This window comes from Micromonospora sp. WMMA2032 (assembly GCF_002688545.1).
Lineage (GTDB): Bacteria > Actinomycetota > Actinomycetes > Mycobacteriales > Micromonosporaceae > Micromonospora > Micromonospora sediminicola.
Genome location: NZ_CP024052.1, coordinates 265,593 through 287,713 on the forward strand (window position 1 = coordinate 265,593; position 22,121 = coordinate 287,713).

The following is a 22,121-nucleotide window of genomic DNA, read 5'->3' on the forward strand; positions in this document are numbered from 1 at the left end:
CGCGGAGATCAGATTAGGTTAGGCTTACCTAACAAGCAAGTCCGTCGCGGCGGGTGTCGGGCGGGAGGGCGCTCCGGACGGCGGGAACCGCCGCTGGTGCGCCACGCCCACCACGACCCCGGCGGCCACCAGCCCGAGCGAGGCCAGTGCCACCGCCGGGTAGCCGAACCGTCCGGCGGCGGCGAGCCCGAGCGAGGCGGCCACGAACGAGCACACCAGCCCGAACGACGACAGCACGGTGAAGTCGGTGCCCCCGCTGCCCGGCCGGGAGTAGTCCATGTTGACCGTGTAGAGCACCACGTTGGCGATCGTGTACGCGGCCAGGAAGAAGCAGAGCGCGGCGACCGTGCCGCCGAGCGGCGCCCGGCCGTTCATCAGCGGCAGCAACGCCACCGTGGACAGCGCCAGCGTGACCCCGCCGGCCACCAGCACGCCGGCCCGACCGAACCGGCCGACGCCGAGGCCCGCGACCAGGCCGGCCGCGATCGCCGGCACGCTGGTCACCACGCCGGTCACCACGCCGATCCGGCCCAGCGACCAGCCGGCGTCCACCAGCGCGGGCGTCACCAGCGCGTACGCCATGCCGGCCCCGACGTAGACCAGCGGCACCACGCCGAACGTCCACCACCGGCAGCCGGGCTGGCCGAACACCGACACCAGCGCCCGGTAGGCCGCCCCGATGCGCACGACCCGGTCGGTGCGCTCCGGTTCCCGGAACCGCCACACCACGAGCAGCCCGACCGCGGTCAGCGCGGCCAGCAGGCCGACCGCAGCCGCCCAGCCGAAGCGGTCGTAGACCAGCACGCACGCGCCGCCGCCGAGCAGGTTGCCCAGGTAGCTCGCGGCCACCTGGATGCCGTTGCCGGTGCCCCGGTCGGACGCGGCCAGCAGTCGCACCGCGACCGCGTCGGCGGCGATGTCCTGGGTGGCGGAGAAGAACACGAACGCGGCGCAGATGGCGATGACCGGGCCGAGCTGGTCGGCGGGCCGGGAGAACGGCAGCAGCGCCAGCAGCGTCAGCACCAGGGCGGCCTGCAACACCAGCAGCCAGGACCGGTAGTGGCCGCGGTGACGGGAGCCGTAGCGGTCGAGGACCGGCGCCCAGAGGAACTTGATCGGCCAGATCAGGCCGACCACCTGGAGCAGCGCCAGGGTGTCCAGCGAGGTGCCGCCGTCACGCAGGATGGCGGTGAGCCCGACGGTGATGAAGCCGATGCCGAGGTACTGCGTGACGTAGAGCGCGGTCAGCGTGCCGAGGCGGCCCATCAGACGGCCCGCCAGTAGCCGAGCGCGGTGAGCTGGTGCTTGCCGACGCCGAGGGTCCGCCGGACGTGCCGGGTGATGCTGCGGGTGCTGGCCGCCTCGCACGCCACCCAGTAGTGCGCGGTCCCGGCGGCGGGCAGCGCCGCGCAGACCGTGTCGACCAGGTGCCGGCCGTCGTCGCGGCGGGGCACCCAGGTCACCTGGTGGTGCGCCCGGGCGCGCGGGGCGAGGGCCTTCTCGCCCTCGTGGGCGTACTCCAGCCACACCGTCGCCGGGATGTCCGCGCCGGCGTCGAGGAGGCTGTTCACCGCCGGCAGCGAGGCCGCGTCGCCGACCAGGTAGAGGTGCTCCGGCGTCGGTTCCGGCAGCTGGAACGCGCTGCCCTGCACGGTGGCGTCGATGGTGTCGCCGACCTCGGCGGTGGTCGCCCACCGGGCGGCGACGCCGTCGTGCAGGGCGAACTCCAGCGTGAACCGCCCGTGCTCCGGATCCGGGTCGACGAGCGTGTAGGCCCGCTGGTGCGCCCGCCCGCCGTCGTCGAACCAGAGCCGGATCCACATCGTCGGGTGCACGCCGCACGCGGCCAGCAGCCCACCGTCGTCGAGGAGCAGACGCTGGTAGTGCCCGTCGACCGACTCGGTGCCCCGCACGGTGAGCCGGAAGTCCCGGCCCCCCATGGCCTTGAGCACCAGGCCCTCCCAGTTCCGTTTCACGAACCCCTCCAGGTAAGGTCTGCCTCAGTTAGGGGAGGGTAACCTAAGTTGACCATCCGAGGAAACGGCCGCCCGACGACCCGCGTCGATCGCGATCCGTGGGGCGTGCCCCAGCTCTGGGCCGGCGACGTCGACGCGCTCGCCCGCCTCCAGGGCCGCGTCGCCGCCCAGGACCGGGCCTGGCAGATCAGCGTCGAGCGGTGGCGCGCCGAGGGCCGGCTGGCCGCCCGCGTCGGCGCCGCGGAACTGCCCTGGGACCGGTTCGCCCGGCGGGCCCGGCTGGACGACACCGCCCGTCGCTGCCACGAGCGACTCGACCCGGCGACGCGCCGGTGGGTCGAGGCGTACGTCGACGGCGTCAACGGCGGCCTCGCCGAGGGCGCGGCCGTCGCGCCCGAGTTCGCCGCGACCGGCGCCGCGCCGGAGCCGTGGCAGCCCTGGTCGCCGCTGGGCGTCTTCCTCGTCCAGCACGTGCTCTTCTCCACCTTCCCGAACAAGCTCTGGCAGGCGCACGTCACGCGCACCCTCGGCCCCGACGCGGTCGGACTCTTCGCGGTCGAGGGGCCGGCGTCGGCCGGCAGCAACGCCTGGGCGCTGCCCGCCGACCCGGTCACCGGGCGCGGCCCGGTGCTCGCCGGCGACCCGCACCGGCTGCTCGAACTGCCCGGCATCTACCAGCAGGTGCGCCTGGCCTGCCCCGAGTTCGACGTGGTCGGGCTGGCCTTCCCCGGGGTGCCCGGGCTGCCGCACTTCGGCCACGCCGGCCACGTCGCCTGGGCCGTCACCAACGCGATGGCCGACTACCAGGACCTCTACCGCGAGCAGCTGCGCCGCGACGGCGACCGGGTGCTGGTTCGGGACGCGGACGACTGGATCCCGGTCCCGCGCCACGTCGAGGAGATCGAGGTCCGCGGCGACGCGCCGGAACCGGTCGAGGTGATCGAGACGCCCCGCGGCCCGGTGATCGACCACGACCGGCGCACCGGTGAGGCGATCAGCCTGCGCACCCCGAGCCGGGTCGAGGCGCGCCTCGGCTTCGAGGCGCTGCTGCCGCTGCTGCGGGCCCGGGACACCGCCGACGTCGCGGACGCGCTGCGCCACTGGGTGGAGCCGGTCAACAGTGTGCTCGCCGCCGACACCGGCGGCGCCGTGCGTCGCCTGGTCGCCGGCCTGGTCCCGGTACGCGACGACCGGTGCCGCCGGGAGCCGGTACCCGGCTGGCGGTCGCGACACCACTGGCGCGGCGCCTACCTGCCGATGGTGGACGAGAAGGTCGAGGGCGTCGCGGTCTGCGCCAACGACCGCCGCGACGACGTCGCCGCGCACGGCGTCGACTTCGCACCGCCGCACCGGGCCCGGCGGATCCGGGCGCTGCTCGCCGACGGCGTCGACGCGTCCGCGGTGCACACCGACACCCGGCTGCCGGCGACACCGCTGCACCGGCTGCTCGACCGGCTCGACCCCGACCGGCTCGACGAATCCTCCCGTACGCTGCACCGGCGGTTGACCGGCTGGGACCGCGCGATGGCCGCCGACTCGGTCGAGGCCGGCGCGTTCGCCGCCTGGCGCGCCGCGCTCGCCCGCCGGCTGCGCGCGCACCCGCGGTTGCGGCGGCTGGCCGAGCCGTCCGGGTTCGACGAGCTGTTCACGCCCTGGACCGACCCGGCGGCACGGATCGGCCTGGCACTCGACCTCCTGGTCGAGCGGCACGTCGACCTGGGCGTCGACGTCGTACCGCTCGCTTCCGCCGCGCTGGCCGAGGTGGCCGCCGGTCCGACACCCGAGCCGTGGGGCCGCCGGCACCTGCTGCACCCGGTGCACCTGGGCGTCGCCGCGCAGACCTCGGCCGCGGTCGCGGCGATGCGGCGGTCGGTGGCGCTCGGCGGCGACACCGACTGCGTGCTGGCCACCTCCAGCGTCCCCGGCGTCTCCGACGCCTGCTGGCGCGGGCCGGTGGCCCGCTACGTGTGGGACCTGACCGACCGGGCCGCCGGCGGCTGGGCCGTCCCGTTCGGCGCCTCCGGCGTCCCCGGCGACCCGCACTTCTGCGACCAACTGCGCCACTGGGCCGCCGGCGACCTGATCCCGCTGCCCACCGGACCGCTGACTCCGGCGCCCACCGGGTCCCCGACGAAGGACGAGACGACAGTGACCTACCAGGAGCAGATCCCCGACCTCGGCGAGCTGGCGCTGGAGCCGGTGCGCCCCGACCGGCACGCCGCGCTGCTGCACGGCTGGGTCACCTTGCCCCGCAACGCGTTCTGGGGGATGGGCTCGCACACGCTCGACGACGTCCGCGAGGTCTACGCGTTCCTCGACGGGCTGGAGACCCACCACGCCTACCTGATCCTGCTGGACGGGGAACCGGTCGGGCTGTTCCAGACCTACCGCCCGGAGGCGGACCCGGTGGGCGAGCGGTACCCGGTCCGGCCGGGGGACGTCGGGATGCACCTGCTGCTCAACCCGCCCCGGGGGCGGGCGCGCGGACTCACCACGGCCGTCGGGCCGGCCCTGGCCCGGTTCCTGCTGCGGGACCCGGCCGCCCGGCGCATCGTGGTGGAGCCGGACGTCCGCAACGAGGCGGCGCTGCGCCGGCTCCGGATCGAGGGTTTCACGTTCGCGTCCGAAATCGACATGCCGGACAAGCGCGCGCAGCTCGCGTTCCTGACCCGGGAGCGGTTCGAGGCGGACCACCCGTCGGCGTGACCGCCGCCCTCCGGACGATCTTTTCCGAAGAGGACCGTCCGGAAACACCCACATAGCTACGATTCCCCCGAAATCGGGCAACGGGGGAAAGATGATCAGAACCTTCACAGGCGCCGGGCGCAGAGCCGCCGCGGTCGTCGTCGTCGCGGCACTCGCCGCCCCGCTGCCGGCGGTGACCGCGTCGGCGGCTCCGGTCGGACAACCGCCGCCGGCGCCCGCGGGCCGGGCCGTCGGACCGGTCAACCCGGTCGCGCCGGCGCTGAGCTTCGGGGTGATGACCGAGGGCAACGCCACCGTGGTCGCCAGCGAGAACGAGGGCACCATGGCTGTCGGGGGAGACCTCTCCTTCGGCAACTACCAGCTCGCCAACAACACCGCCGGTTCGTTCGTCGTCCCCGGGGACAGTCGGCCGAGCGCGCTCGTGGTGGGCGGCCGGGTCGACTTCGCCGGCAGCGTGCCCGGCACCCGGCTCCAGGTCCTCTCCCAGGGCTACGCCAAGGTCGGCAACCTCACCGGCACCGTGGTGCGGGACACCGACAACAACGGCGCCGCGGTCAACACCCGGATCCTGCCGACGAACAACTACGACGCCTTCCCACGGGTCGAGCTGACCGTCCGGCAGGCGCCCGCGAACGTCGGCCCCACCTCGCCGATCAACTTCGCCGCCGCGTACGAGTCGTTCCGGTCCACCTCGGTCGGTCTGGCCGGCTGCGCGAACACGGTGGTGCTCCGGACCCCCAACGGCGACGTCCTGCCCAGCCCGATCCCGCCCGGCAGCAACGCGGTCGTCACGCTGACCAGCGGTGTCACCAACGTGTTGAACCTCAGCGCCACCGACCTGAACAACATCGACACGTTGACCTTCCGGGACCAGCCCACGCCGACCACGCCGCTGCTGATCAACGTGGACACCAGCGGCGTCGGGAACACCTTCGACTGGAACGCGCCGAACTTCTCCGGCATCGGCGGCCAGCAGGCCCAGTACGTCCTGATCAACTTCCCGACCGCGACCCGGCTCTCGCTCACCGCGGGAGCCCGCACGGTCGAGGGCAGCATCTACGCGCCGAACGCCGACTTCACCGACCTCTCGGCCAGCAACACCGAGGGCAGCGTGATCACCCGGACGCTCGACCACCGCGGCGGCGAGATCCACTACTTCCCGTTCAGCACGACGCTGACCTGCAACGGCGGCGGCCCGGCCAGCATCGCGGTGGTCAAGTCGTCGACCACCGCGCTGATCGGCTCCGTCGGCCAGCAGGTGCCCTACTCCTTCCGGGTGGTCAACACCGGCGGCGTGCGCCTGACCGACGTCACCGTCGACGACGTGCAGACGCCGCCGTCGTCGAACGCGAACCTGGGGCCGATCACCTGCCCGGTCACCGCGCTCGACCCGGGGGCGTCCACCACCTGCACCGCCACGTACACGGTCACCCAGGCCGACCTCGACCACGGCGGGGTGTCGGACACGGCGACCGCGCGGGGCACGCCCGCCGGTGGCGGCGCCCCGGTGGTCTCCGACCCGACCGACCTCACCATCCCGGCGGAGGTCCTGACCCCGTCGATCTCGGTGCTGAAGTCATCGACCACCACCACCATCACGACCGCCGGGCAGCAGGTGCCGTACCGGTTCGCGGTGACGAACACCGGTGGGCTGACGCTGTCCGACGTGAACGTGACGGACACGCAGACGCCGCCGTCGTCGAACGCCAACCTGGGCCCGATCACCTGCCCGGTGACCACGTTGGCGCCCGGGGCGTCCACCACCTGCACCGCCACGTACACCGTCACCCAGGCCGACCTCGACCACGGGTCGGTGTCGGACACCGCGACCGCGCACGGCACACCACCGGGCAGCACCACCCCGGTCGACTCGGAACCGTCCGAGCTGACGATCGCGGCGACGCCGGTGACTCCCGACATCACGCTGGTGAAGTCCTCGACCACCACCACCATCACCGCCGAGGGACAGCAGGTCGAGTACCGGTTCGCGGTGACCAACACCGGTGGGGTCACGTTGTCGGACGTGAACGTGACGGACGTGCAGACGCCGCCGTCGTCGAACGCGAACCTGGGCCCGATCACCTGCCCGGTGACCACGTTGGCGCCGGGCGCGTCGACCACCTGCACGGCGACGTACACCGTGTCGCAGGCGGACCTCGACATCGGGCGGGTGTCGGACACCGCGACCGCGCACGGCACACCGCCGGGGAGCGCGACGCCGATCGACTCGGACCCGTCGGACCTGACCATCGCGGCGAGGCCGGCGGCCCCGGAGATCACCGTGGTGAAGTCGTCCACCACCACCACGATCACGGCCGCCGGGCAGCAGGTGCCGTACCGGTTCGCCGTGACCAACACCGGTGGGGTCACGTTGTCGGACGTGAACGTGACGGACGTACAGACGCCGCCGTCGTCGAACGCGAACCTCGGCCCGATCACCTGCCCGGTGACCACGTTGGCGCCGGGCGCGTCGACCACCTGCACGGCGACGTACACCGTGTCGCAGGCCGACATCGACAACGGCTCGCTCGGCGACACGGCGACCGCCCACGGCACTCCCGTCGGCGGGGAGACGCCGATCGACTCCGAACCGTCGGATCTGACCGTCCCCCGGGCGCCGGTGACCGCCGGGATCAGTGTGGACAAGACCTCCACCACCACGGTGGTCACCGCACCGGGCCAGCGGGTGCCGTACCGGTTCGTCGTGGTCAACACCGGCGGGCTCACACTGTCGAACGTCACCGTCACCGACGTGCAGACGCCACCGTCGTCGAACGTCGACCTCGGCCCGATCACGTGTGCGGACACGACGTTGGCGCCGGGCGCGTCGACCACCTGCACCGCCACGTACACCGTCACCCAGGCCGACCTCGACCACGGATCGGTCAGCGACACCGCGACCGCCCACGGCACCCCGGCCGGCGCCCAGACGCCGATCGACTCCGACCCGGCCTCGCTGACCGTTCCGGCCGGTGACCCGGCGGTCGACATCGAGGTGGTCAAGTCGTCCGACACGGTCGCGATCACCCAGGTCGGCCAGAAGGTGAACTACACCTACCGGGTGGTCAACACCGGCGGCCTGACGCTGACCAGGGTCACGGTGAACGACACCCTCCTGCCGCCGGCCAGCCGGGACAACCTCACGGTCATCACGTGCGGCCCGGACAACGTCCCGAACGGCACCGTCACGCTGGCGCCGGGAGCGTCGGTCGAGTGCCGGGCCACGTACACGGTCTCGGAGGCCGACTTCGCCCAGGCGTCGCTGCTCGACGTGGCGACGGCCACCGGCACCCCGCCGCGCGGACCCGCGGCCGTCTCCGGGCCGTCGACGCAGGACATCCCGATCCTGCACCCGGGGATCGCGCTCACCAAGACCGTGACGCCGGAGGTGGTGTCCCGCCCCGGTGAGGTCGTCACCTACCGGTACGTGGTCACCGACACCGGCAACACCACGCTGACCGGCGTCGCCGTGGACGAGACCGCCTTCTCCGGCAGCGGGCGGCCCTCGGCGATCACCTGCGACGGCGCCACGCTCGCCCCGGGGCAGAGCCTGACCTGCACGGCGACCTACGCGGTGACCGAGGCCGACGTCCAAGCCGGGCGGGTCACCAACACGGCGGTCGCGGTCGGCACCCCGCCGAGCGTTCCCGGCCAGGACCCGCCGGCGCCGGTCCGCTCCGAGCCGGCCTCCGCCACGGTGACCGCGACCCGGGGCGCGGCGATCGCGCTGGAGAAGTCCGCCGACCCGGGCGAGGTGCACAAGGTCGGCCAGCAGGTGCGGTACCGGTTCCAGGTCACCAACACCGGATCGGTCCCGCTGACCGGGGTCACGGTGACCGACACGCTCGCGCCACCGGCCGACCCGGCGAACCTCGGGCCGATCACCTGTGGTCCGGGCGGCACGCCCAACGGAGCGGTCACGCTCGCGCCGGGGGAGAGCGTCACCTGCACGGCGACGTACACCGTGTCGAAGGCGGACGCCTCGCAGCGGTGCATCACCGACACCGCCACCGCGACGGGCACACCGCCGGCGGGTGCGGCTCCGGTGTCGCCGGAGGCCACGCTCTGCGTCCGGGTGGTGATCGGACCCGGTCCGAAGCCCGGCCCGTGGCCCTGGCACGGCCACGGCAAGCTGCCGGTCACCGGGACGTCGTTCCTGCTCCCGCTGGCCGTCGGCGGCGCGGCGGTGCTGCTGACCGGCGTCACCCTGATGCTGCTGACCCGGCGCCGCCGGATCGGCGCCCGGCACGACTCCGTTTGATCGGCGCCGTCCCGGCGAGGTGGCGGTATCGGCACGTGCCCGATACCGCCACCCCGGCGGCCCGGGGTGAACCGTGGTGAGCCGGTCCGGTGCGGTGTCGCGCCGGCCCGGCGCGGCGCGGGTGGTCACCCCGCTCGAACTCTTCTTCGACCTCGTCTACGTCTTCGCGATCGGGCAGCTCTCGCACCACCTGCTCGCCCACGTCGACCTGCGCACCGGCGCCGAGACGGTCGTCCTGGGCCTCGCTGTCGTCTACGCGTGGTACATGACGGCCTGGGGCACCAACTGGCTGGAGCCGGAGCGCCCGCCGGTGCGGCTGCTGCTCGTCGGCATGATGTTCGCCAGCCTGCTCATGTCCGGCGCGATCGCCGACGCGTTCGACGGCCGCGCCTGGCTGTTCGTCACCGGTTACCTGCTCCTGCAGTTCGGCCGCACCACCTTCCTGATGGTCGCCCTGCGCGGCCGGCCGCTCGGTGGGCACTTCGTCAACGTCGCGGTCTGGGAACTGCTCCTCGGCGTGCTCCTGGCGGCCGGCGCGGCCGTCGGTGACGACGCGCGCCTGGCGCTCTGGGGCGTCGCCGTGCTCGGTCTGCACGCCGGCGCGTGGAGCCTGCACTGGCTGCCGGGTCCGGGCCGCCGCATCGACCTCGGCCACACCGAGATCGCCGGCCCGCACCTGATCGAGCGCTTCCGGCTCTTCTTCCTCATCGCCCTCGGCGAGACGGTGCTGACCACCGGCCGCGCGTTCAGCGACGCGCCGTTCACCGTCGCGCGCCTGCTCGCCCTGGTGGCCGGCTTCACCGGCTCCGTCGCGCTGTGGTGGTGCTACTTCCGACGGGTCGAGCGGATCGGGGTCGAGGCCGCGGAGACCGCGGAGGACGCCGGCGTGGTCGGCTGGCGGGGCACCTGGACGCTGACCCTCGCCGTGCTCGCGCTGATCGGGGTCGCGGTCGGTGACGAACTGGCGATCGCCCACCCGGACGACGTCGGCACGCCCGGCTTCGTCGTGCTCGCGTTCGGCGGGCCGGCGCTGTTCCTGGTGGCCCAGTTCTTCTTCCTGCGCGACGCGCCCGGCAACGGTCCGCGCTCCCGGCTGCTCGGCGTGGTGGCGCTGATGCTCCTCGCGGTCGCCACCGCGCCGCTGCCGAGGCTCGCCGGCACCACCGCCTCGACGCTGGTCCTCGTCGCCGTGGCGGCCTCCGACTCGCTGGGCCGGCGAGACCCGGAGCGGGGCCACCTCGCCCGGTGACCCCGGCTCACGGCCCCGACGGCGGTCCCGGCGTGGCACGGAGGAGCCCGGCCAGGTCCCGCACCGCCTCGGTGTACGACCGCTCGGACTCGCACGGCCAGTGTCCCTTGATCGGCGGCGGGACGCTGTCCCCGGGCGGCGCGACCAGCCCGTCGGGGTCGCGGAGGCGACGGTCCACCCCGGCCGGCGCTTCGGTGACCGCCCCCGACGCGTCCGGACGGTGGGCCGAGAAGACCCAGCCGCCGACCGGGTCGGTGTCGCGCCACAGGTTGCGCCACCGCCAGTCGACCCGGTCCCCGATCTCCCGCAGCACCGCGTCGTCGACGTAGGCCGGGAAGAGCCGGGCGTAGAGCCGCCGCAATGGCGAGCTGTAGGTGAGCAGCGCGACCCGGCCGCTGACCTCGGGCGGCAGTTGCAGGACCGTGGCGGCGACCAGCACCGACCCGTGGCTGTAGCCGGCCAGCAGGACGCCGTTGCCGCTCTCCACCAGGAAGGTGATGCGCCGGGCCAGCTCCGGCACCGCCCGTTCGGCGTAGCAGGGCGGGGCGAAGGGGTGCGCGGCCCGGGGCCAGAACGTGGCGAGGTCCCAGAGCACCCCGACGTGGTGCCGGAACCCGGCGCTGCGGTAGGCGAAGATCCCGGCGACGACGAGGCCGAGCACGGCCGCCGAGACGGTGTAGCCGCCGGCCCCGATGCCGAACGCGACCAGCCCGGCGGGCACGTGCGCGTGGCGTTCGAGGACCTCGCCCGGCGCCGGCCGCAGCAACGCCATCGCGGTGGTCGCCGCGCCGATCCCGGCGAGGACGGCGAAGAGCACCGTGAGCGGCACCAGCAGGTCGGTGAACCGGGCCCGGACGATCGCCGTGCGGACCTGCCGGAGCCGGGGCGCCGCCTCGGCCGGCGGCGACGGGAAGTCCCGGGCCACGATCGCCGCCGCGGCCCGCCGTCGTCCCGGCCGGGACAGCAGCGCCACCAGGACGGCGACGACCAGCGTGACCAGCAGTGCCCGGAAGAAGCCGTAGATCGCCCAGGTGTACGCCCGGGCCGGGCCGGCGATCACGGCGTCGCCCGTGGTCGCGTCCCGGTCCAGCACGTCGGCCGCCCGGTGGACCAGTTCGGCGGAGTACGCCACCGCGAGCCCGCCCGCCGCGGCCGCGACCGCCAGCACGCCCAGCCCGGCCGGCGGCCGGCGTCCCGGCCGGCGGAACCGGTGCCACAGCAGCACGGCGGCCAGGGCGGCCAGCAGCCCGGCGTGGCCGACGAACAGCCAGGTGAGGGTGGAGCCGTAGCCGGGCAGCCCGCCGTCGGGCCGCCAGCGGGCGGGCGCGAGCAGCAGGTGGCCGCCGACCACGAGGGTCAGGCCGATCGCGACCGTCCTGACCGCGCGGGCGACCGTGTCCCGCCGCGGGTCGGCGGGTGCCCGGTCGATCAGCGCGGGCGCGCAGACCAGGACCACGCAGGCGGTCAGGACGGCGCCGGCGGCCACCAGCAGCGCGACGGTCATGGCCGGCGCGCCCTGGGCGGCCCGGGCGGCGAGCAGGCTGACGTCCAGCGTCGCGAACGCCGCGGCGACGTGGATCGAGCGCAACCGCCCCATCAACGGCTCGGCGTCCCACTGGCCGACCGTGCTCAGCGGATGCCGTGAGGCGGCGCGTTCCGGCGCGCGGAGCGCGCTGAAGGAGCGCCCCGGCCGGGTGGCGCCCCACCAGAGCAGGCAGATCGCGGCGACCGGGGCGAGCGCGAGGACCACCAGGCGTACCTCGACCGGCCGTCCACCCAGCCAGGACAGCCAGTTGCGGTCGGACGTGCAGGCCGTCACGGACATGCACTGCCAGGCGACCAGGTCCAGCGCCACCCCCACGACGGCCAGCACGTACAGCGCGGTGAGGCTCAGGCCGAACACCCGGCACAGCGGCCGGACCAGCGTGCCGGCGGACCGGTCGCCCGGCCGCATCCACACCGCCACGTTGAGCAGCATGAACGGGAGCAGGAACAGCAGCGACAGGGTCCGTGTCACGGTGCCCGACGGCAGGTCGTTCCACTGGTACGCCTCCAGCGTCACCCCGTCCGCGCCGTGCTCGTCGGCGTGTCCCGGGCGGGGGCGGTAGAAGCCCGCGTTCCGGTCGCCGGCCACCTGCCGCACCAGGGGCCGCTCCAGCACCTGGGCGGCGCCGGCCGAGGAGACGCCGTGCACCCGCAGCTCCACCACCCCGCCGGGCACGACCGGCCGGCCCGGTGGTGCTGCTCCAGCCGACATCGACCCTCCGAGACGCCGCGCCGCCGGCACGGCCCGCCGGGCGCATCGGCCTACCCGCCCCGGTCGTCGACAAACGCCGCCGGCTGCCGTGTGCGGCCCCGCCGGCCGGGTAAGCGCCCGACGCTTGCAGGTCGACATCTGTTCCGAAGGGAGCCCGCATGACCGGCGCCTCGCCCACGCGCGACGGCTTCGCCGTCGTGGAGATGTTCACCTCCCAGGGCTGCGACAGCTGCCCCCCGGCCGAGGAGGTGCTGTCCGGGATCGACCGGGACGCGCGCGAGCGGGGAGAGCGGGTGTACACGCTCGGCTTCCACGTCGACTACTGGGACCATCTCGGCTGGGCCGACCCCTACGGCGCGGCCGCGCACACGCTGCGGCAGGAGGCGTACGCGCGGGCGTTCGGCTCCGGCGGCCTGTACACGCCGCAGATGATCGTCAACGGCACCGTCGAGTTCGTCGGCTCCGACCGCCGCCAGGCCGCCTCGGCGATCGACGCCGCCCTGGCCACGCCGCCCGGCACCCCGCTGACGCTCACCGTCGTCGAGGCGGGCGACCGGCGGGTGGTGCTCGACTACGGCACCGGAGCGCTGCCGGAACAGGCCCGGTTGAACGTGGCGCTGGTCGAGCGCGGCCTGGAGAACGACGTGCCCCGGGGCGAGAACGCCGGGCGGCGGCTGCGCCAGGACACGGTGGTCCGCACGTTCCGCTCCGCCGAGCTGAACGGGGAGCGGGGACGGGTGGAACTCGACGTGTCGACGGCGCCCGACCCCCGTCGCGCCTCGGTGGTCGGCTACGTGCAGCAGGGCGACCGGGCGGTGGTCGGCGCGGCCGCGGTCGACCTCGGCGACGGGCGCCGGTGATGACCCGCGCCCCGGTCGCGCCCCGGCTGCCGCCGATCACGGTGCGCCGCTGGGTGAACTCCCCGCCGCTGACCCCCGAGGCGTTGCGCGGGCGGGTGGTCCTGGTCGACATCTGGGAGTACACCTGCGTCAACTGGATCCGCACCGCCCCGTACGTGCGGGCGTGGCACCGCGACTACCGGGACCTGGGGCTGACGGTCGTCGGCGCGCACGCGCCCGAGTTCGCGTTCGGCCGGCGGCCGGAGAACATCGACCGGGCGATCCGGGACCACGGACTGACCCACCCGATCGCGATCGACGACGACTTCACGTTCTGGCGTGCCCTGCGCAACGACGCCTGGCCGGCCCGGTACCTCTTCGACAGCGACGGCCGGCTCGTGGACCGGTGGGTCGGCGAGGGCGACTACGACCGGACCGAGGCGGAGATCCGACGGCTGGTCGAGGCGGCGTCGCCCGGCGCGGCGCTGCCCCCGGTCAGCCCCGAGGTGACGGCGTTCGTCACGACCACGCCACCGACGTACGCCGGCATCACCCCGGAGACCTATCTCGGCGCCGACCGGGGCGTACCGGGCACGTACGCGCTCACCGGCGACTGGCGGGTCGACGGCGAGTACGTCGAACTCGCCGCCGGCGCCGGCGAACTCGTCCTGCCCTTCACCGCCGGCGAGGTGAACCTGGTGGCCGACCCCGGTCCCGGCGGACCGGTCCCGCTTCAGGTGCTGCTGGACGGGAACCCGGTCGGCGACGCGCGCGGCGCAGACGTCGACCCGGCGGGCCGGGCCCACGTCGACCGGCCGGCGATGGTCCGCCTGGTCTCCGGCGCGACGTCGGGGGAGCACCGGCTGAGCCTGGTCACCGACCGCCCCGGCTTCCGCGCGTACGTGTTCACGTTCGGACCCTGATCCCGACCGACGAGGAGAGCTCCGTGGCCGTCAAGACCATGACGCCGACCCGTACCACCACCGACATCCGACCGTTCCGGATCGAGGTGCCCGAGGAGGACCTGCGCGACCTGCGGCGGCGGATCGCCGCCACCCGCTGGCCCGAGCGGCAGACCGTCGACGACCAGTCGCAGGGCGTGCCGCTGGAGACCAGCCAGGCGCTGGCCCGCTACTGGGAGAAGGAGTACGACTGGCGCAGGGTCGAGGCCCGGCTGAACGACCTGCCGAACTTCGTCACCGAGATCGACGGGCTGGACATCCACTTCATCCACGTCCGGTCCCGGCACGAGGGCGCGCTGCCGCTGGTCGTCACGCACGGGTGGCCGGGTTCGGTGATCGAGCAGCTGAAGGTCATCGGTCCACTGACCGACCCGACGTCGTACGGCGGCAGCGCGTCGGACGCGTTCCACCTGGTGATCCCGTCGATGCCCGGTTACGGCTTCTCCGGCAAGCCGGACAAGCCCGGCTGGGACCCGGAGCACATCGCCCGCGCCTGGACCGAGTTGATGCGGCGGCTGGGCTACCACCGGTTCGTGGCGCAGGGCGGCGACTGGGGCGCGCTGATCACCGACATGCTCGGCGTGCAGGCGCCACCGGAGCTGGCCGGCAGCCACACGAACATGCCCTGCGTGGTGCCGCCGGAGATCGACGCGCTGATGCAGCGCGGCATCACCGGCGTCAACAACCCGCTGGCCGAGCTGCCGGCCGGGCTCTCCGCGGAGGAGAGGGGCGGCCTGCGAGCGGCTCGACTTCTTCTGGAAGCACTCGGCGTACGCGCTGATCATGACCACCCGGCCGCAGACGCTGACCGCGCTCGCCGACTCGCCGGTCGGGCTGGCGACGTTCATGCTCGACCACGACGCGGCCAGCCTGGAGCTGATCTGCGCCGCCTTCGCCGGCCGGCAGGTCGGCCTGAGCCGCGACGACATCCTGGACAACGTCTCGCTCTACTGGCTGACCAACACCGGTGTGTCGTCGGCCCGGCTGTACGCGCAGAACAAGCTGTCGTTCTTCGCGGCCAAGGGGGTCCGGGTGCCGGCGGCGGTGAGCCAGTTCCCGGACGAGATCCTGCTGGCGCCGCGCAGCTGGGCGGAGCGGGCGTACCCGAACCTGATCCACTACCGCAAGCTGGACCGGGGCGGGCACTTCGCGGCCTGGGAGCAGCCGCAACTGTTCGCCGAGGAGATGCGCGCGGCCTTCCGGTCGCTGCGCTGAGGGACGAGGGCGGTGCGGCCGGGTGGCGTCACCCGGCCGCACCGCCGGTCAGACCTCGGTGAGGCGGACGGCGTCGGCGATGACGAGCCCGGAGGCGGAGCTCCAGCGGCTGACCGCGACCCGGTCGGCGTCACCGGCCGGGAGCGTGAACGTGCCCAGGGTGCGCCACTGCCCGCCGGTCGCCCGTTGGTCGACGTAGACGGTCCGGTTGCCGGTGGTGGTGGCGACGACGTACGGAGTCGAGGCGTTGTAGCCGGAGTTCGCCGGCCACCACGCCTCGACCCGGTAGTTGCCGGTGCGGGGAACGTTGAACTTGTACCAGGCGGCGTCGCTGGCGGCGACCGGGTCCGCGTAGCGGTAGTCGGCGCCGTACCGCTGCCCGGAGTAGGTCGACACCCCCCAGTTGGCGCTGGCGCTGAACCGGCCCGCGGTCGCGTTGTCCACGATCGACGACCACCCGCCGCCACCGCCGGCCATCTTCGCCGCCACGTCGGCGCGCATGGTGTTCAGGTCGATGAAGGACGGGTCGATCTTGCCGGTGGTGCTGGTCTCCCGGTGCCCGCGGGCGTAGCTGGAGTCCCGGCCGAGCCGGGTGAGCACGGCGGCGGTGGCCGCGATGCTGGCGTCGTACTGGGCGGTGGTCATCCGCTGGTCGACGCCGTTGTAGTCGATCTCCCACCCGATCATCAGCGTGTTGCCGTCGCCGGCCGGGATCGGCCCGCTGCCGCCGCTGACGCCGGCGTGGTTGCACCGGCCGGCGGAGATCACGTGGAACACCCCGTGGTAGTCCACCAGGGCCTGGCAGAGCGGGCCGGGCAGGTCGGACCGGCCGTTGATGCAGATGTTGAGCGCCGGGTGCGGGTTGCTCGCGCTGGAGGTGGCCGCGGTGTGGTGCCAGAGCACCCCGATCGGGTCGAAGGAGCCGGGTCGCCCGCGGTTGAGCCAGTCGCCCTCGACCACGACCTGGACCCCGGCGGCCCGGAGCACGTCCACCAGCCAGGGGATGGTCGCCATCACTGCTCCCCGAGCAGGTCGGCCAGGCACTCGGCCTTCGGTGCGGCGACGGCGGCGCCGGGGCGGGCCACCACGGTCAGCGCGGCGGCCACCAGGGCCGGGACGCCGAGCAGGCCACGGCGTCGCAGACGGACGGATCGGGACGTGGGCATGGCGCTCCTTCGGGGACGGCGCTCGGCTTCCAACCGATCGACGGATGTGAGTGCGGGCACGCTATCCCGGATCGGTCCCGATGTCGATACCCTTCATCGCCGCCGTCGGTGATGAAAGGTTTTGCCGAGGAGTGCGCACGGACGCGCCGGAGCCGGTCCCGCCGCGTGGCGGGACCGGCCCAGGACGGCCGCTCAGTTCAGGTGCGCCAGCAGGGCGGTGGCCATGCCCTGTTCGCCGCGGGCGTTCGGGTGGAACGGCGCGGCCGCGTTCTGCGGGATGAGTCCCTCCACCCAGCGGGTGCCGCTGCCCTTGCACGCGTCCCGGCCGATCGACGGGGTGTAGACGTCGGCGTAGCTCGCGCCGTTCGCCGCCGCGGTGTCGGCCAGCATGGTGTTGAGCGCCTTCTCCACCCCGCGCAGGTACGGCACGTCCTGGTAGGCGATCGGCACCACCGGCCAGCAGCCGTACCCGCTGTCCGGCAGGATCGCCGGGTAGCCGAGCACCACGACCCGCGCGTTCGGCGCGGCCTGGCGGACCGCCCGTAGCACGGCCGTCACCTTCGGCACGGTGGCGGTGATCCGGGCCCGGAGCTGGTCGGTGCCGCCGGCGGTGAACCGGTCCTTGCACGGTGAGCCGAGCGGGCTGCTGACGCTCGCCTCGGCGCAGTCGCTGATGATCCCGGAGAAGCCGATGTCGTTGCCGCCGATCTGCACCGTCACCAGCGCGGTGGTCGAGGTGACGGCGTTGAGCTGCGGCGGCACGGTGATGCCGAGCTGCCCGTCGCCGCCGTAGAGGATGTCGTCGGTGGTGGCCCCGGAGCAGCTCACGTCCGCGAACGACGACGAGCCGGCGGACGCGGCGACCAGGGACGGGTAGTTGCGGTTGGACCGCAGGCAGTTCAGGTCGACCTGGGTGGGCACGAGCGGGGCGGCGGTGTACGAGTCGCCGAGCGCCACGTAGCGCCCGGTGGGCACCGCGGCGTTGGCGGGCGCGGCGACGGCGAGCAGCACACCGGCGGTGGCCGCGGCGAGCGCGGCCAGTCGTGCGGCCGTACGTCGTATCGGCAGGCGGGGACGGTTCATGGCGCCCTCCCGGAGCGGGATGGTGGGGGTGGTGGTTCCGGAAGTCTGGTCGCGTCCATGACGCTCGTCAATATAGATGAACCTCATTAAGGGGTGGTCGGGGATGTGGGGGCGCCCCGGGTCGGGGTCTCCGGCCGGGTCGCCGGCGACGCCGGCCACCGTGCCGCCGGCCGTGCGTCGAGACTGTCCGGCATGGAGTTTCTGTGTTTCCACCGTGATCGGCGCGACAGCGTCCCGTTGCGCGAGGCGTTGCGCGAGGAGCACTGGTCCTACATGGACCGGTTCGCGAGCGGAATGATCGCCCGCGGGCCGACCCTCGCCGACGACGGTGAGACGCCCACCGGCAGCCTGCACGTCGTCGACCTGCCCGACCCGGCCGCCGCCCGCGCGTTCGCCTTCGACGAGCCGAACTACCAGGCCGGCGTGTATCGCGACGTGTTGCTCCGACGCTGGCGCAACACGCTGGGGCGGAGCATGGGCGACTTCCCCGGTGGTCCGGTCGGCGGCAACCGCTACCTGGTCCTGGCCCTCGGCGTGGGGCGGGCGGTCGATCTCGCCGTGCCGCCGGACGCGGACCGGCTGATCGCGTACGGCCCGCTGCTGTCGGACGACGGCGACGCCTGGCTGGGCACCGCGATGCTGGTGCGGGCGTCGCATCCGGGGGCGGCGCGCGCCCTCCTGACTGAGCGGAGCTACCCCGACATCGAGGTGCACAACTGGCAGTTCGGCGGGCGGCGCTGAAGTCGTCCCCGCCGGGCGGGCCGCCCGCAATTCTTTGCGAAATGAAGCAAGTGGGCCCTCTGCCGCGTCGGCGGACCCCCGCGCCGACGGATCCGGTCCGCGCTCCGACGCGCCCGTTTCGGTCATCTGGCCAGGTGAAGACCGTCGCCGCGAGGCCGGCGAGACCCAACCGTTACTTGACTCAATACTTCGTTCGCCGTAGGAAGGAACTGTGACTGACGTGGTGACCCCACCGACGAGCCCGGTGAGCCGGGAGCGGTCGAAGGAGATCAAGCGCCGTAGCGTGATCTCCGCCGCCCGCCAGGCCCGGGTGCTGTCCCGGGCCGAGCTGACCGAGCTGACCGGGCTGAGCCCCGCCACGCTCACCCCGCTGGTCCGGGACCTGATCGCCGAGGGCTACCTGATCGAGCGCGGCCCCGGCGCGTCCCGGGCCGGCCGCCCCCGCGCCATCCTGGAGTTCAACCCGCGCGCCGAACTGGTCGCCGCGGTCGCCCTGGAACCGGCCCGGATCAGCTGCGAGATCGCCGACAGCGACGGCGCCGTGATCGCCCACCGCACGGTGCGCCGCACCGGCGACATCGTCGACCTGATCTGCACGGCCGTGCCCGAGCTGGCCGGCCCCGGCCTGCCGGCGCTGCGCGGGGTGGCCATCGCCGCGCCCGGCGTCTCGACCGGCGGCGCGGTCCGGCTCGCCCCCTCCGTCGGGCTGGTCGAGGCCCGCCCGGTGGGGGAGTCGGTCCAGCGGCGGCTCGGCGTGCCGGTCGTGGTGGACAACGACGTGAACCTGATGGCCGCCGGCGAGCACGCCGCCGGCGCCGGGGCCGACGTGGCCGACCTGCTCCTGCTGCACGTCGCCGACGGCATCGGCGCCGGTCTCGTGCTGGACGGGCAGGTCCGTCGGGGCTCCGGCGGCGCGGCCGGCGAGGTCGGCTTCCTGCCGCTCGACCGGGCCGACCGGGGGCACGACGGGGTCGGGCCGTTCGAGGCCCGCTGGTCGGAGAGCGCGGTCGCCGAGCGGGTGGTGGCGCTGGCCCCGGGGCGCCGGCCGGCCGCGCCGGTGCGGGCGCTGGTGGAGCTGGCCGCCGCCGACGAGCGCGCCGCCGCCTACCTGGCCGACCTGCTCGACGCCTGGGCTCGGCTCATCGTCTCCTGCGCCTGCGTGATCGACCCCGGCCGGGTGCTGCTCAGCGGCGCCGCGGCCGACCTCGACGACGCCGCCGTGGCGCGGCTGCAGGCACTGGTGTCCGCCGCCGCGCCCAGCCCCACCGAGGTCCGCCGCGCGGTGCTCGGTGACCGGGCGGTGCTCTACGGCGCGATCAGCTACGCGCTCTCGGCCGCCGCGTCCGGCCTGTCCGCCCTACTACCCGCTCCCTGATCGACCGTTCCCCCTCACACCCCTCGGAGGTACCCCATGAGACGTCGACTCCTGCTCGCCGGAGCGCTCGCCACCGTCCTCGCCGCCGGCACCGCCTGCGGCGGCGGCTCCGGTGACTCCGGCGGCGGCGCGGCCGAGAAGCTCACCATCTACACGGCCCGCGACAAGAAGGTCACCACCTACGTCGTCGACAAGTTCACCGCCAAGTACCCCGAGTACAAGGGCAAGGTCGAGGTGCTCAACCTGGGCGCCCAGGAGATCCTGGAGCGGGTCCGCGCGGAGAAGGCCAACCCGCAGGCCGACGTCTGGTGGGGCGGCACGCAGCAGGGTCTGGCCGCCGGTGCGTCCGAGGACCTGCTGGCGGCGTGGCAGCCGTCGTTCGCCGGCAAGATGGACGCGGCGTACAAGGACCCGCAGGGCCGGTGGTTCGGCGAGATCCTGCTGCCCGAGGTCATCATGTACAACAACAAGGCGCTCACCCCGGAGCAGGCCCCGAAGGACTGGGACGACCTGCTGAAGCCGGAGTGGAAAGACAAGATCATCATCCGCGACGTGGCCGCCTCCGGCACCATGCGGTCGATCTACTCCGCGATGATCGTGCGGCAGTCGCCCGACGGCAGCAACCCGCAGCCGGGCTACGACTGGCTGAAGAGGCTCGACGCCAACACCGGCGCGTACGCGGCCAACCCGACCGACCTGTACCTCAAGCTGTCCCGCCAGCAGGGCACGCTGAGCGCCTGGAACCTGCAGGACATCCTGCTCCAGGCCAACCAGGCCAACATGCCCTTCGGTTACGTGATGCCGGCCTCCGGCGCGCCGGTCCTGGTCGACGGGCTGGCCCAGGTCAAGGGCGGCAACAGTGCGGGCGCGCAGAAGTTCCTCGAGTTCCTCTTCGACGACTCGCTCCGCGCCGAGCTGGCCAAGGACTACTACCAGATCCCGGCCGTGGACATCGCCGAGAAGCCGGAGTGGCTGGCCCAGCTCGACCTCAAGCCGCTGGACGTCGACTGGGACGTGATCGGCAAGAACGAGACCGAGTGGATCAACCACTGGAACAGCCAGATCAAGAACAAGGGCTGACCGGACGGGACGCCGGGTGCCCCGCGCACCCGGCGTCCCGCCGTCGCCGTTCCGCACCACCCACCCCGTCACCGGTCGGACCCGGTTACCGGACGCAAGGAGAGACATCATGATCGATGTCACGCTGGAGTCGGTGAGCAAGCGCTTCCCGCGTGCCGGCGACACCGCGGCGGTCGACGACGTCGACCTCCGCATCGGCGCGGGGGAGTTCTTCACCCTGCTCGGCCCGAGCGGCTGCGGCAAGACCACCACCCTGCGCATGGTCGCCGGCTTCTACTTCCCCAGCTCGGGCCGGATCCGCTTCGGCGCCGAGGACGTCACCAACCGGCCGCCGAACAAGCGCGACACCGGCATGGTGTTCCAGAACTACGCGCTCTTCCCGCACCTGAGCGTCGCCCAGAACGTGGCGTACGGCCTGAAGATCCGCAAGGTCGGCCGGGCCGAGTCCCGCCGGCGCATCGACGAGGCGCTCGGGCAGGTCCACCTCGCCGGGTACGGCGACCGGCGCATCGACCAGCTCTCCGGCGGCCAGCAGCAGCGCGTCGCGCTGGCCCGGGCCCTGGTGATCCGCCCCCGCACGCTGCTGCTCGACGAGCCGCTGTCCAACCTCGACGCCAAGCTGCGCGAGGAGACCCGGGTGGAGATCCGCCGGATCCAGAAGGAGAGCGGCACCACCGCGCTCTACGTCACCCACGACCAGGCCGAGGCGATGGCCATGTCCGACCGGATCGCGGTGATGGAGTCCGGCCGGGTCCGCCAGGTCGGCACGCCGCAGGAGATCTACCACCGGCCCGCCACCGCGTTCGTGGCCCGGTTCATCGGCCGCAGCAACGTGCTCGACCTGCCGGTGGTCACGGTCGGCCCGGAGCGCGTCACCGTGGCGCTCCCCGGCGGCGCGGAGGTCCCGGTCGCCGCGCCCGCCGACCACGGGCTCACCGCGGGCGCGACCGCACTGGTCAGCGTCCGGCCCGAGCACATCACGCTCACCTCCGCCACCGACGAGGGCGCGCTCACCGGCCGGGTGACCGAGCTGGAGTTCACCGGCATGGCCACCAACCTGCTCATCGACGTGGCCGGCGAACCGGTCCAGGTGGCCGCGATCGACGTGCCGGCCGGGCTGGGCGTGGGTGACCAGGTCGGGCTGCGCCTGCCGCCGGAGCGGATGTGGGTGGTGGGCGCGTGAGCGCGAGGAGTGAGCCGGTTTTGCGAGC

Annotated in this window: 17 protein-coding genes and 2 pseudogenes; 12 read left to right on the forward strand and 7 right to left on the reverse strand. The window is 73.8% G+C overall.

Annotated features, from left to right (window positions below; genetic code table 11):
• Window positions 1–24 precede the first annotated feature (24 nt).
• Entirely contained in the window at window positions 25–1,266 is a 1,242-nt protein-coding gene (locus CO540_RS01160; protein WP_099160538.1) for an MFS transporter, read from the reverse strand.
• Window positions 1,266–1,976 carry a siderophore-interacting protein gene (locus CO540_RS01165; protein ID WP_099160539.1) on the reverse strand — a complete coding sequence of 237 codons (711 nt, stop codon included), beginning with the start codon at window positions 1,974–1,976 and terminating at the stop codon, window positions 1,266–1,268. The genes CO540_RS01160 and CO540_RS01165 overlap by 1 nt, the downstream gene beginning before the upstream one ends.
• 54 nt (window positions 1,977–2,030) lie before the next feature.
• Between CO540_RS01165 and CO540_RS01170 the strand changes: the two are divergent.
• The 4 genes and pseudogenes from CO540_RS01170 to CO540_RS01180 form a co-directional block, all read left to right on the forward strand.
• A pseudogene (locus tag CO540_RS01170) lies at window positions 2,031–4,100 on the forward strand (penicillin acylase family protein); the annotation flags it as partial.
• 24 nt (window positions 4,101–4,124) lie between these two features.
• Entirely contained in the window at window positions 4,125–4,682 is a 558-nt protein-coding gene (locus tag CO540_RS30670; protein ID WP_253866794.1) for a GNAT family N-acetyltransferase, read from the forward strand.
• Between the two features lie 91 nt (window positions 4,683–4,773).
• Window positions 4,774–8,943, forward strand: a complete 4,170-nt coding sequence (locus CO540_RS31240) for a choice-of-anchor A family protein (RefSeq protein WP_099160540.1) — start codon at window positions 4,774–4,776, stop codon at window positions 8,941–8,943.
• 76 nt (window positions 8,944–9,019) lie between these two features.
• Entirely contained in the window at window positions 9,020–10,192 is a 1,173-nt protein-coding gene (locus CO540_RS01180) for a low temperature requirement protein A (protein WP_157779035.1), read from the forward strand.
• A gap of 7 nt (window positions 10,193–10,199) precedes the next feature.
• Here CO540_RS01180 and CO540_RS01185 read toward each other — a convergent pair whose 3' ends face one another.
• Window positions 10,200–12,449, reverse strand: coding sequence for a hypothetical protein (locus CO540_RS01185; RefSeq protein ID WP_099160542.1), 2,250 nt, complete (start codon window positions 12,447–12,449; stop codon window positions 10,200–10,202).
• A gap of 158 nt (window positions 12,450–12,607) precedes the next feature.
• Between CO540_RS01185 and CO540_RS01190 the strand changes: the two genes are divergently transcribed.
• The 3 genes and pseudogenes from CO540_RS01190 to CO540_RS31245 form a co-directional block, all read left to right on the forward strand.
• The gene (locus CO540_RS01190) at window positions 12,608–13,309 is read left to right on the forward strand and encodes a thioredoxin family protein (RefSeq protein WP_099160543.1); all 702 of its coding nucleotides are present in this window, start codon (window positions 12,608–12,610) and stop codon (window positions 13,307–13,309) included.
• Window positions 13,309–14,211 (forward strand): redoxin, encoded by a 903-nt coding sequence (locus tag CO540_RS01195; RefSeq protein ID WP_099160544.1) that lies wholly within the window; start codon window positions 13,309–13,311, stop codon window positions 14,209–14,211. Before CO540_RS01190 ends, CO540_RS01195 begins: the two co-directional genes overlap by 1 nt.
• Before the next feature lie 38 nt (window positions 14,212–14,249).
• A pseudogene (locus CO540_RS31245) lies at window positions 14,250–14,801 on the forward strand (epoxide hydrolase family protein); the annotation flags it as partial.
• On the opposite strand, the gene CO540_RS31250 reads toward CO540_RS31245, so the two are convergent.
• Window positions 14,771–14,920, reverse strand: coding sequence for a hypothetical protein (locus CO540_RS31250; protein ID WP_371682317.1), 150 nt, complete (start codon window positions 14,918–14,920; stop codon window positions 14,771–14,773). The pseudogene CO540_RS31245 and the gene CO540_RS31250 sit on opposite strands and share 31 nt — an antisense overlap.
• 113 nt (window positions 14,921–15,033) lie before the next feature.
• Between CO540_RS31250 and CO540_RS31255 the strand changes: the two genes are divergently transcribed.
• Window positions 15,034–15,465 (forward strand): hypothetical protein, encoded by a 432-nt coding sequence (locus CO540_RS31255; protein WP_371682318.1) that lies wholly within the window; start codon window positions 15,034–15,036, stop codon window positions 15,463–15,465.
• 48 nt (window positions 15,466–15,513) lie between these two features.
• Here CO540_RS31255 and CO540_RS01205 read toward each other — a convergent pair whose 3' ends face one another.
• The 3 genes from CO540_RS01205 to CO540_RS01210 form a co-directional block, all read right to left on the reverse strand.
• A complete protein-coding gene (locus tag CO540_RS01205) occupies window positions 15,514–16,479 on the reverse strand; it encodes an N-acetylmuramoyl-L-alanine amidase (protein WP_099160545.1) in 966 nt (321 codons plus the stop codon).
• Complete coding sequence (locus CO540_RS30290) at window positions 16,479–16,631, reverse strand: hypothetical protein (RefSeq protein ID WP_172967774.1); 153 nt, start codon at window positions 16,629–16,631, stop codon at window positions 16,479–16,481. Before CO540_RS30290 ends, CO540_RS01205 begins: the two co-directional genes overlap by 1 nt.
• Window positions 16,632–16,823: 192 nt before the next feature.
• Window positions 16,824–17,714: an SGNH/GDSL hydrolase family protein gene (locus CO540_RS01210; protein WP_099160546.1), complete on the reverse strand. Its 891-nt coding sequence runs from the start codon at window positions 17,712–17,714 to the stop codon at window positions 16,824–16,826.
• A gap of 192 nt (window positions 17,715–17,906) precedes the next feature.
• Between CO540_RS01210 and CO540_RS01215 the strand changes: the two genes are divergently transcribed.
• The 4 genes from CO540_RS01215 to CO540_RS01230 all read left to right on the forward strand — a co-directional run bounded on the left by CO540_RS01215 (window position 17,907) and on the right by CO540_RS01230 (window position 22,093).
• On the forward strand, window positions 17,907–18,455 hold the full coding sequence (locus CO540_RS01215) for a YciI family protein (RefSeq protein WP_099164528.1): 549 nt from the start codon (window positions 17,907–17,909) through the stop codon (window positions 18,453–18,455).
• 211 nt (window positions 18,456–18,666) lie between these two features.
• Window positions 18,667–19,830 carry an ROK family protein gene (locus tag CO540_RS01220; RefSeq protein WP_099160547.1) on the forward strand — a complete coding sequence of 388 codons (1,164 nt, stop codon included), beginning with the start codon at window positions 18,667–18,669 and terminating at the stop codon, window positions 19,828–19,830.
• 36 nt (window positions 19,831–19,866) lie between these two features.
• A complete protein-coding gene (locus CO540_RS01225; protein ID WP_099160548.1) occupies window positions 19,867–20,910 on the forward strand; it encodes an extracellular solute-binding protein in 1,044 nt (347 codons plus the stop codon).
• Between the two features lie 109 nt (window positions 20,911–21,019).
• A complete protein-coding gene (locus CO540_RS01230; RefSeq protein ID WP_099160549.1) occupies window positions 21,020–22,093 on the forward strand; it encodes an ABC transporter ATP-binding protein in 1,074 nt (357 codons plus the stop codon).
• Window positions 22,094–22,121: the final 28 nt, after the last annotated feature.